The organism is Kitasatospora sp. NPDC094015 (assembly GCF_040304075.1).
GTDB lineage: Bacteria > Actinomycetota > Actinomycetes > Streptomycetales > Streptomycetaceae > Kitasatospora.
Genome location: NZ_JBEOUL010000066.1, coordinates 1 through 10840, shown reverse-complemented (window position 1 = coordinate 10840; position 10840 = coordinate 1). Strand labels below are relative to the sequence as shown.

The 10840-nt window shown below is 70.5% G+C and carries 9 protein-coding genes and 1 pseudogene; 5 read left to right on the top strand and 5 right to left on the bottom strand.

Annotation, left to right across the window (positions count from 1 at the left end; translation table 11 throughout):
• Positions 1 to 130: 130 nt before the first annotated feature.
• From ABT014_RS34115 to ABT014_RS34105, 3 genes are all read left to right on the top strand, one after another.
• Positions 131 to 835 (top strand): hypothetical protein, encoded by a 705-nt coding sequence (locus tag ABT014_RS34115; RefSeq protein ID WP_350643683.1) that lies wholly within the window; start codon positions 131 to 133, stop codon positions 833 to 835.
• Between the two features lie 174 nt (positions 836 to 1009).
• Positions 1010 to 3178: a DEAD/DEAH box helicase gene (locus tag ABT014_RS34110; protein ID WP_350643681.1), complete on the top strand. Its 2169-nt coding sequence runs from the start codon at positions 1010 to 1012 to the stop codon at positions 3176 to 3178.
• A gap of 321 nt (positions 3179 to 3499) precedes the next feature.
• Entirely contained in the window at positions 3500 to 3841 is a 342-nt protein-coding gene (locus ABT014_RS34105) for a hypothetical protein (protein ID WP_350643678.1), read from the top strand.
• 59 nt (positions 3842 to 3900) lie between these two features.
• Here ABT014_RS34105 and ABT014_RS34100 read toward each other — a convergent pair.
• Positions 3901 to 4668 (bottom strand): annotated as a pseudogene (locus tag ABT014_RS34100) (transposase).
• Between the two features lie 132 nt (positions 4669 to 4800).
• On the opposite strand from ABT014_RS34100, the gene ABT014_RS34095 reads away from it, so the two are divergent.
• Positions 4801 to 5136: an O-methyltransferase gene (locus ABT014_RS34095; protein WP_350643676.1), complete on the top strand. Its 336-nt coding sequence runs from the start codon at positions 4801 to 4803 to the stop codon at positions 5134 to 5136.
• Positions 5137 to 5247: 111 nt separating this feature from the next.
• On the opposite strand, the gene ABT014_RS34090 is transcribed toward ABT014_RS34095, so the two are convergent.
• Complete coding sequence (locus ABT014_RS34090) at positions 5248 to 6039, bottom strand: AfsR/SARP family transcriptional regulator (protein ID WP_350643674.1); 792 nt, start codon at positions 6037 to 6039, stop codon at positions 5248 to 5250.
• A 287-nt stretch (positions 6040 to 6326) separates the two neighbouring features.
• Here ABT014_RS34090 and ABT014_RS34085 point away from each other — a divergent pair, with 287 nt between their 5' ends.
• Entirely contained in the window at positions 6327 to 6869 is a 543-nt protein-coding gene (locus tag ABT014_RS34085) for an RICIN domain-containing protein (protein ID WP_350643672.1), read from the top strand.
• Positions 6870 to 6989: 120 nt separating this feature from the next.
• Here ABT014_RS34085 and pntB read toward each other — a convergent pair whose 3' ends face one another.
• From pntB to ABT014_RS34070, 3 genes are all read right to left on the bottom strand, one after another.
• A complete protein-coding gene (gene pntB, locus ABT014_RS34080; RefSeq protein WP_350643670.1) occupies positions 6990 to 8453 on the bottom strand; it encodes a Re/Si-specific NAD(P)(+) transhydrogenase subunit beta in 1464 nt (487 codons plus the stop codon).
• 5 nt (positions 8454 to 8458) lie between these two features.
• The gene (locus ABT014_RS34075) at positions 8459 to 10027 is read right to left on the bottom strand and encodes a Re/Si-specific NAD(P)(+) transhydrogenase subunit alpha (RefSeq protein ID WP_350643668.1); all 1569 of its coding nucleotides are present in this window, start codon (positions 10025 to 10027) and stop codon (positions 8459 to 8461) included.
• Between the two features lie 283 nt (positions 10028 to 10310).
• Positions 10311 to 10736, bottom strand: a complete 426-nt coding sequence (locus tag ABT014_RS34070; protein ID WP_350643666.1) for a hypothetical protein — start codon at positions 10734 to 10736, stop codon at positions 10311 to 10313.
• Positions 10737 to 10840 lie beyond the last annotated feature (104 nt).

Genomic DNA, 10840 nt, shown 5'->3' with positions numbered 1-10840 from the left:
GTCCACCTGCGGCAACAAAGGGGCTATCCGCTCCCATGCCGCATCCGTCAACTCACCTCGACCTGCCACAAGATCAATTATCAGACAGGCTCTAGTCGCCTGCAAGGGAACGCACGGAAAACCCGCACAGGTGCACACCCAGCTGTCCACTGCGGCCGTCCATGCCGAGGCGGTCCACATCGGAACGCCGGATGAGACCCCGGCCATGGTGTTCGGCACGGAGATCCCGGGCAAGGACCCCATCACCCTCCACCTGCTGGAGGCGCCTGGGGACGGGACGTTGCACCTCAGTGCCGGAGTCGGCGAGGCCGATCTGGACAGCCCGCCCGAGGACCGCGCCGTCCTACCGGGAATCGACCTCGCGTGGGGGACTGGTGAGAAGCCACGGATGGTCTCCGGCTACCACGTTCGGCCTGAGGAATACGGCTGGTTCCGCCGTGTCGTCGCGCACGCGGACGCGGCAGGTCTGATGGCCTTCACCGGAGGGGGTGAACCCACCGCGCAATACCTGTCGAAGCGCCAGGGGAAGCGGCACTACGAGCAGTACACGCATGCGGGTACGGGTATCGTCCAGGACGTCGCGTACTCCGTCCACGGTGTCGACTTCGTGGGCACCGATCACGTCTTCCGGCTGAACGGCACCCGAGTGGAGGCCTTCTCGGGGATCGCCCGGGACCTCTTCACGGACCTCGCGGCCGGTCGGGTCGAGGAGTACCGGCACAAGGCTCACGCGCTGCGCTCGGATTGGCCGGCCGGGCAGTGGGACGCCAAGTGGAACGGGCCGGTCTCGTTGAACCAGGACGGGTCGGTGATGGCCATCCGCGTGCTGCGCTGACGTCCAGGCCGATGACGGGCCCGGCGGCGTCGGTGGGCGGCTTCGGCTCCCGCCGAGGCCGCCGCGCGGCGGTCACGGAGGATGTCGGCAATCGTGGGGGCACGGGCGGGCAGGGATGGAATCATGTGGGGGCCCGAAGGGTGCCGGATGGTCGAGCCGAGGTAGGAGCGGGACGTGGGGGACAGGCAGCGGACCGGTCGGAAGCCCCGGGCCGTCCTCGCGGATGCCGAGCAGCTCCATGCGGTCGCTCGTGCGGTCATCGACGACCATCGCAGCGCAGTCACCCAGGTCACCGAGGCCGCGGCTGCTCTGAGGGATCGGCTGGTGCGCGACGAACTGACCGCCATCCCTGTGGCCAAGCTCAGGGAGGTGACCGACGGGCGGCTCAGGGTGAGCGCGCTGGAGGCTGCTGGCCTCGGCACCGTTCGGCACATCGTCGACGCCTCGGCGTACTCGCTCCAACTGCTCCCGGGAGTCGGCGCACAGACGGCCGCCCAGGCGATAGCGGCTGCCCGGCAGATTGCCAAGGCGACCGAACAGACTGTGGCGGTCCGGTTCGACGTCGACCGTTGGGATCCGATGAGCACCGCACTGGTCATCGCGCTCCAGCGGCTGGTCGTCGCCGGGCCCGATGCGGCCCGCGCCCAGGAGATCGCGCAGCGGGTGGTCGGTGAGGTGGTCATCCTCGTGGCCGCGGCCCAACCGGCTCGGGGCGCCATCCGAGGCCTCCTCGCCGGGCGGCGACGCAGGCAAGAGGCGTTCGCAGCGGTGGACCGGCTCACGTCTCTGCTCACAGAACTGGAGGCGGAGGCCGTACCGCTGCTTTTCGCCCAGGCATCCGCAGACCTCCTACGCCCGCCTGCCACCGTGATCGAGGCGTGGACGGACTTCGAGTACCGCTCGGCCGAGTTCTACGGCGTGCTTGACGACATTGCCGGACTCGGACCGGTCGAGGACGGCGCCTCCGAGGGCTTCCTACCTGAGGAACTGTCCGACCGGGTCCGCGCCGAGCCACTGGACGACACGCAGTGCACGGTCTCGCTCCGGGGCTACCAGGCCTTCGGAGCGCGCTTCGCACTCCGGCAGAAGCGGGTGATCATCGGCGACGAGATGGGCCTGGGGAAGACAGTTCAGGCGATTGCGGCGATGGCACACCTCCGAACTCAGGGCAGCGCACACTTCATCGTCGTCTGCCCGGCCAGCGTCCTGATCAACTGGACCCGGGAGATCGAGTCGCGAAGCACTCTGCGCGCCTACCGTTTCCACGGTCAGGAGCGGGAAGCGGCCTCTGAGGAGTGGCTCCGGAACGGTGGTGTCGCCGTGGTGACATTCGACGGACTCCGCCGATTGCAGGTCCCTTCGGAGCTCGCTGTCGGCATGGTCGTGGTAGACGAGGCCCACTACGTCAAGAACCACAAGGCACAGCGCTCCCTGGCGGTTGCCGCGTGGACCGACCGGGTCGAGAGGGTCCTCTTCCTCACCGGCACTCCGATGGAGAACCGGGTCGAGGAGTTCCGCAACCTGGTGCACTACCTCCAGCCGGACCTGCTGCCCCGGATCCACAGCGGATCAGCTGCCGCGGGGTCGAAGGCATTCCGAAAGGCGGTTGCGCCGGCCTACCTTCGCCGTAATCAGCAGGATGTCCTCACCGAGCTTCCCGAGGTCGTTCACGTCGATGAGTGGGAGGAGTTCACGCCGACTGATTCCGCCGCGTACCGGGCGGCCGTTGCCGAGGGAAACTTCATGGCCATGCGCCGTGCGGCGTACGCGGATCCTGCCCGGTCGGCGAAACTGCGGCGACTGCGGGAGATCATCCGGGAAGCCGCCGACAACGGGCGGAAGGTCGTCGTCTTCTCCTTCTTCCGGGACGTGTTGGCCATCGTCCAAGACGCCTTGGGACAAGGGGCATTCGGCCCGATCGATGGCAGTCTTTCGGCGGTCCGTCGCCAGGACCTGGTGGATCAGTTCGCCGCTGTGCCGGGTCACGCGGTGCTACTGAGCCAGATCCAGGCCGGAGGCGTGGGGCTGAACATCCAGGCCGCTTCAGTCGTCATCCTGTGTGAACCGCAGGTCAAGCCAACCACGGAGAGTCAAGCCGTGGGCCGGTGCCACCGCATGGGACAGGTCCGGCGAGTCCAGGTGCACCGGCTGCTCGCCACAGACAGCGTGGACCAGCGAATGTTGGAGATCCTGCGGGCGAAGAACCGACTCTTCGACGAGTATGCGCGTCGAAGCGAGGTGGCGGAGTCGACACCCGAGGCCGTCGACATTTCGGAGCGTTCCTTGGCGGTGCGGATCGTGGAGGACGAACAGCTCCGCCTCGCCGCAATGGCGCATGACTGAGCTCGTGCGACACTGCACGGCACTGGGCACGTTACTGCGAATATCCGGTAACAGTGATGCTGTGTGAGCAGGCGCCGGGTGGGCCACCCCCGGCGGGTGGATGGGTACCTGCTCTGCACGGGGGCCGGATTCTGGCAGGCTGTTCCGGTGAGCGGGAATGCATCGGCGCCTGGGGACCGGTTTCGGGATCAGCGCGAACGTAAGTACGGGTACGACTTCCTCGACGAGGTGTGGGTGCGCTGCCCTCGGTGTGATGGGTGTGCTGCCGTCATGCCGCACCCGGAGGCCCCTGCCGACGGAGACGCCGCAGCCTCCGGGGGCATGAACGTCCATAGCCGACTGCGCTGCAAGGAGTGCGGCTTCTTCAAGGACGAGACTGTCGCCTCCGCTGCCGTGAGTGGCCCTGTCGATCCTTACTTCCGGCGGCCGGTGTGGTTGCAGGAGAGCTGCTGTGGACATGTGCTGTGGGCCTACAATGCTCGCCATCTCGATCTGTTGGAGGCCTATGTGGCGGCCAAGCTGCGTGAACGCGGAGAGCTGTTGCCTTGGGCTCCTACGAGTCTGGTTGAGCGGCTGCCCACGTGGTTGAAGGTCGCCAAGAACCGTACCGAGGTCTTGCGGACGATTGGGCGTTTGCGTTCGACGTTGCCTGCTGAGGGCTAAGCCCGTAATCGATCTTCGACACGTCTCGGACACGGGCCCGAGCTCGGCGGTTCTCCGACTCATGCGGTCCGAAGGAGGTCGTGCAGGCGGGTGATGCCGAGCATGGCGTGGTGCACGCCATCGCCCTTGAGGTGGCAGTCGCGCAGTATCGTCCAGGTTGTCATGCGCGCGAAGACGTGCTCGACGCTGGCCTGGACCTGTTTGTGCTCGCAGTTGTGTTCGGCCTGCCACTCGGTGAGCTCGCCGCCGGGTGGCCTCCGGTGCGGGATGACGAGGCCGTTGCCGGGATAGCCGCCGTCGGCGATGGTTGTCGTCTGGCCGACGGCGGCCTTCACGCCGGACTTCTCCCAGGCCTTACAGCCGTACTGGTCGCCCGGCAGGGGCTTGCCGACAGCGACGACCAGATGGGTGTGAGCGTTGATGACGACCTGGTGATTGGTGGAGTACCTGTAGTTTTTTGGACTGCTCGGCGACGCTGTGGTCGCGGGTGGGCACGAGCGTGCCGTCGACGATGAGAACGGTGCCGGCGCGGAAACGCTGCCGCTGCTCGAGCGCCAGCAACGGCCCAATGTGGTCGACCATGCGGTCGGCAGCCGACTTGGAGACGCCGAACAGTGGGACGAGCTGACGTAGTGTCAGATTGGCTCGCCAGTAAGCGATGACCAGCAGCACCTGGTCCTCCAGCGGCAGTGACCAGGGACGCCCTCGCCGAGTCAGCTCAGCACCTTCTCGGCGCAACATAGCGATCAGTCTGCGGAAGTCGCGCGGTTGCAGTCCGCTGAACGGGGCTATCCAATGCGTTCCGACGCCGTGATCACACCAGCCATGTGATGAGATCGTTCCACACCTATGGACCTCGGAGAGAGACCGGTACCGGGTGCGATGTAGGTCTGGCGTGGATGGTTGCCGGGCGACGTCCCGGTGTGCGCGTGGTGAGTGTCGAGCGGGACCGTCGACTGGTGGAGGCGACATCCGAATTGCTCGCTGACTTGCCCGATGTCGAGATCGTCCATGACGACTGGACCGCCATCTACGACCACGGCCCCTTCGACCTGCTCGTGGTCGACGGCGGGGGGAACGGCAAGCAGACGCCGGCAGCTGATCCGGAACGCCTGCTGACGCCCGCCGGTTCGATCGTGATCGACGATTTCACGCCGCTGACGAAGTGGCCTCCGGTGCACGAGGGAAAGCCGGACGGTGCTCGGATGGGCTGGTTGAACCATCCGGCGCTCCTCGCGACCGAGGTGCAGCTCGCCGCGTACCTGTCGACGGTGATCGGGAGCCGGCTACCGTGAGCGGCGTCGACTTCGGCGCGGAGACGCGGACCTTCGTGGAACGACTCCGCGGCGGCGCTGACACGTCCGGTGTCGGCGGGATCCTCGCCACGTAGGCCTCGCAGGAGCGGATCAGGTGTTCGCAGTCGTTGCGCAGCAGGTGCCCGGCCGCGGGTGGGCCCCGGCCAGCAGGGCGCGGTAGAGCGCCTGGAGTTCCCGGCCGGGGGTGGTGCCGAGCTCCTCGGCGAGTCGGCGTCGGACGGCGCCGTAGCGGTCCAGGGCCTCGGCGCCGCGCCCGGCCGCGTGCAGGGCCTGGATCAGTACGTGCTCCAGGGGCTCGGCCAGCGGGTACTCGGCGGTGAGGTCGGGCACCGAGGCGATGACCGCGCCGGGCCGGCCGAGCCGGAACTCGGCCTGGGCCCACCGGACCGCTGCGTCCAGCCGCCGCTGGTGCCAGCTCGCCCGGACCCGGGCGGCCCACTCGCCGGAGAGGCCCGCCAGCGGCTCCCCGCGCCACAGGCGCAGGGCCTCGGCGAGCGTCGCGGCCCCGGCCTCGTCGTCGTGCTGGCGGTCCTCCGCCGCCCGCTCGACCAGGCGGCGGAAGCGGTGCAGGTCGACCCGTTCGGGCTCGACGTCCAGGACGTAGCCTGCGTGGCGGCGCTCGATCCGGGCGGCCGCCTCGCCACCGGGGGCGGCCGTCTGCCGGAGCAGGGCCCGGATCCGGCTCAGGTGCGCGTACAGCACAGGTCTGGGGCGGGCGGGCGGCCGGTGGCCCCAGACCCGGTCGACCAGGGTCTCGATCGGGACCGGCTGCCTGACATCGACGGCCAGCGCGGCCAGGACCACCTGCTGTCGCGGCGTCCCGATGTCGAGCGGCCGCCCCGCCGACCGCACCTCGACCTCGCCCAGTAACCGGACGTCCACAGGTACCCCCACGTGATCGACAGCGCGTGCGAACCGTCCGCCGCCCCCATGCTGGCTGGCCCGCAAGGCGGCCGCAAGGTCGGTGCACAGGCCGCCGCGCCAGAGTGGCGCGGGGCCGTGCGCGCTCCGCGCCCCGGGTGCCCGGCGACAGGTGCCCGACCCCTCGACACCCCCCGGAGGTACCCAGCATGCGGAGATCCCTCACCCGACCGTCCGACCGTTCCGGCCCGGCCGCACCGCCGGTACGGGCCCGGCGCCGACGCCTCCGCCTCACTCCGGCGGGCCTCGTGGCCGCCTTCGCGTTCGTCCTGTTCGCGGCGCTCACGCCCGCGCCCGCCCAGGCGGCCGACCCCGTCCGCTACGAGCTGGTGAACGCCCGCACCGGGCTGCGCGCCGACGTCATTTGGGCGTCGACCGCCTCGTACACCGGCGTCTTCCTGTGGCCGAACAACACCAGCGCCTCGCAGGAGTTCGAGATGCTCGACAGCGGCAACGGGTACTTCCGGCTCAAGGCCCGGCACTCCGGCCAGTGCCTGATGCTCGACTGGCGTTCGGGGACCTACGCGAACGGCACCCCCGTCCTCCAGTACCCGTACTGCGACGCGGGCTACGCGCCGGCCGAGTGGACCACCGCCTGGGTCGGGCACACCTGCATGTGCTTCCCCACCACCATGATCCTGAAGAACCGGGCCACCGGCCGCTGCCTGGACGCGGCCGCCCCGTCCGGTGTGCCGGCCCAGCAGGCCGTCCTGCAGCAGTGGGACTGCATCACCACCGACGACGTGTGGAACACGGCGAACCAGAGTTGGGCTCTCCCCGTCGCCGGCTGACCGGCCCGGGCCCGCCGGACGTCCGCTCCCGCCGCCACGCACCGCAGCACGGCTCACGGACAGGGCCCGCCCGGACGCGGTGTCCGGGCGGGCCCTGTCCGTGAGGTACCGGTCAGCCGGTCAGCCGGTCGTGGTGTGCTGGCGGACGGACGCGGCGGGGGCGGCCTGGGCCTGGCCGGGGAGAGCCTGGAGGATCGCGTCCACGCTCTGCTTGGCGTCCCCGAAGAGCATGCTGCTGTTCTCGCGGAAGAACAGCGGGTTCTGCACGCCCGCGTAGCCGGACGCCATCGAGCGCTTGAAGACGATCACCTGCTCCGCCTCCCACACCCGCAGCACCGGCATCCCGGCGATCGGGCTGGACGGGTCGTCGGTGGCGGCCGGGTTGACGGTGTCGTTGGCGCCGATGACCAGGACCACGGACGTCTTGGCGAAGTCGTCGTTGATCTCGTCCATCTCCAGCACGATGTCGTACGGCACCTTGGCCTCGGCGAGCAGCACGTTCATGTGCCCCGGCAGCCGCCCGGCCACCGGGTGCACGCCGAAGCGGACGTCGACGCCGCGCTCGCGCAGCTGGCGGGTCAGCTCCGCCACCGGGTGCTGGGCCTGGGCCACCGCCATCCCGTAGCCGGGGGTGATGATCACGGACTGGGCCTGCGCCAGCAGTGCGGCCGTCTCCTCGGCGCGGATCTCGCGGTGCTCGCCGTGCTCCTCCTCGCCGCCGGTCGGCGCCTCGATGCCGAAGCCGCCCGCGATGACCGAGATGAACGAGCGGTTCATCGCCCGGCACATGATGTACGAGAGGTACGCGCCGGAGGAGCCGACCAGCGCCCCGGTGACGATCAGCAGGTTGTTGTCGAGGAGGAAGCCGGCGGCGGCCGCGGCCCAGCCCGAGTAGCTGTTCAGCATCGAGACGACGACGGGCATGTCCCCGCCGCCGATCGAGGCGACCAGGTGCCAGCCGAGCAGCAGTGCCAGCACCGTCACCGCGACCATCAGCCCGAGGCCGGGGCTCGCGGTGAACCAGGCGGTGAGTCCCGCGAACGCGGCCAGCGCCCCGAGGTTGAGGGCGTTCTTGCCGGGCAGCGTCAGCGGGCGGGAGGCGATCCGGGCCGACAGCTTGAGGTAGGCCACCACCGAGCCGGTGAAGGTCACCCCGCCGATGAAGATGCCGATGAACACCTCGGCGTGGTGGATGCCCAGCAGCTCGCCGGAGACCAGGGTCTGGGCGGCGCCGTGCGACTCGACCTCCAGGTAGCCGTTCCAGCCCACCAGGACGGCCGCGAGACCGACGAAACTGTGCAGGACGGCGATGAGTTCGGGCATCTGCGTCATCTCGACCCGGCGCGCCCGCCACAGGCCCGCCGCGCCGCCGAGCGCCATCGCGAGGACGATCAGGGCGACCGCGCCGGCGGTGATGCTCTGCGCCGCCAGCACGATGGTGGCGACCAGGGCGAGTGCCATGCCGGCGATGCCGTTGACGACGCCGGCGCGGGAGGTCCGGTGCTGGGAGAGCCCGGCGAGACTGAGGATGAACAGCAGGGCGGCGACCAGGTCCGCGGCGTGCGAGGCCGTGGTGGAAGTCATCGGGCTCAGCGCCTTTCGGGGGCAGTCGAGAACATGCTCAGCATGCGGCGGGTGACGGCGAAGCCTCCGAAGATGTTCACGCTCGTCAGCAGCACGGCCACCGCGGACAGCGTGGTCACGATCCAGCTCTCGTGGCCGATCTGGAGCAGGGCGCCGACCACCACGATGCCGGAGATCGCGTTGGTCACCGACATCAGCGGGGTGTGCAGGGCGTGGTGGACCTTGCCGATGACGTAGTAGCCGATCACCACCGCCAGCGCGAACACCGTGAAGTTCTCGGCGAGTTGGCTCGGTGCGAAGGCGATCACCAGGAACACCGCCAGCATGCCGAGGCCGGTCAGGCCGAGCCGTACGGCCGGGGTCGCCCGGGACTCCTTCGCCGCCACCGGGGCGGCCGGGGCCGCCGGCGCCGCGGCCGGGGCGGCGGACACCGCCACGGGCGGCGGCGGCCAGGTCACCTCGCCGGAGCGGACCACCGTCACGGCCCGCTGCACGACGTCCTCGAAGTCGATGACCAGCCGGCCGTCCTGGCCCGGGGTCAGCAGCTTGACCAGGTTCACCAGGTTGGTGCCGAACAGCTGCGACGCCTGGGTGGCCAGCCGGCCGGCCAGGTCGGTGTAGCCGATGATGGTCACGCCGTTGTCGGTCACCACCGCCCGCCCCGGCACGGTGCCCTCGACGTTGCCGCCCTGTGCGGCGGCCATGTCGACGATGACGCTGCCCGGCTTCATCGCGGCCACGTCCTCGGCTGTCACCAGCCGCGGCGCGGTCCGCCCAGGGATCAGCGCCGTGGTGACGATGATGTCCACGTCCTTCGCCTGCTCGTGGTAGAGCGCGGCGGCGGCCCGGTCGTAGTCGGCGGAGGTGGCCTTCGCGTAGCCGTCCGTGCTCGCCTCCTGCACCGCGTTCACGGCCAGGTACTCGCCGCCCAGCGAGCGGACCTGGTCCGCGACCTCCGGACGTGGGTCGGTGGCACGGACGATCGCGCCCAGGCTGGACGCCGCGCCGATCGCGGCGAGCCCGGCCACGCCGGCCCCCGCCACCAGCACCTTCGCCGGCGGGACCTTGCCCGCGGCGGTGACCTGGCCGGTGAAGAAGCGCCCGAACACGTGGGCCGCCTCGATCACCGCCCGGTACCCGGCGATGTTCGCCATCGAGCTGAGCACGTCCATCGACTGGGCCCGCGAGATCCGCGGGACCGCGTCCAGCGCGAGCGCCGTGACGCCCTGCGCGGACAACTGCTCGACCAGGTCCGGGTGTTGGGCCGGAGCGAGCAGGCCGACGACGGTGGTGTCCGGGCGCAGGCGGACGATCTCGGCGTCCGACGGCGCGTTCACCTTCAGCACCACGTCGGCCGCCCAGGCGTCGCCGACGCTCGCGCCCGCCTCGGTGTACGCGCCGTCGGTGAAGCCGGAGGCGGTGCCGGCCCCCGACTCGACGACGACCTGGTAGCCGAGTCCGAGCAACTGCCGCACGGTCGCGGGCGTTGCGGCGACGCGGGTCTCCCCGGACGCCGATTCGGCGACCACGCCGATGCGCTGGGGTGGGTGATGGGTCGGGACCTGTGCAGACATGTCTGGTGTCTCTCTCGTCGGAGGCGCTGCTGACCGGGCATCTGCGGCAGCGGGGGTGCTTGACCCGCTGGTCGCAGGAACGTACACCGCCTCGACGTCCGGCGCCGAGACCGCGAGGCAGTGATTAGCCTCACTGAGTGAGCCCGGCCGCCGGGCCGCAACGATCAGAGCTCGTCAGGTCGGTGCGGCGGGACCGGCCCGCACCTGGCGTCCCGGGGGAGTGGACGGGCGCGCGCGGCGCTCCTGCTCCACCCGGCGGACCGGGTTCGCCCTGCCGGGCCCGTCAGTCCGGAGGCCGGCCGTCGTCCGGATCGGTACCGACGGCGCCGGCGGCGCGCAGCGCCCGGCCGAGGTCACCTGCCAGGACCCGGGGGTGGCGCCGCCACCACCACAGATCGGGACCCGGCACCCGGTGGAACTGCTCCAGCGCCAGGCCGTCGTCGTACACGGTCACGGCGCGGTACCGGAGGTCCAGCGCCTCGATCCGCGGGGTCCACAGCTGGACGAGGTCCTCGTCCAGGAGGATCCACGCCTGGTGGATCCAGGTGCGGCAGTACAGGTCGTTGGTGAACTCGTCGATGTCGTCCGGGTAGCCGCGCTCGACGCTGCTCACCAGCTCCGCCCAGGCATCCACCCGGTCGGCGAGGGTGAAGGCCGTCCGCCAGCCACGCCGGTGCAGCAGCTCGCCGACCTCCGCTTCCGTGGCCACGAGCGCGAGGCTCTCACACCGGCGACCGGTCGGGCCAGCCGGCACCGGAACGCGCGGCGGGGGGCGGGGCCGGGGGGGCGGCCGCCGCGCCCGGGCCGCCGCGG

Excerpts from the sequence above, each read along its gene's own strand:
- ABT014_RS34105 (WP_350643678.1), top strand. The coding sequence starts at position 3,500 with ATGAACGTCCATAGCCGACTGCGCTGCAAGGAGTGCGGCTTCTTCAAG.
- pntB (WP_350643670.1), bottom strand. The coding sequence starts at position 8,453 with ATGACTTCCACCACGGCCTCGCACGCCGCGGACCTGGTCGCCGCCCTG.
- ABT014_RS34075 (WP_350643668.1), bottom strand. The coding sequence starts at position 10,027 with ATGTCTGCACAGGTCCCGACCCATCACCCACCCCAGCGCATCGGCGTG.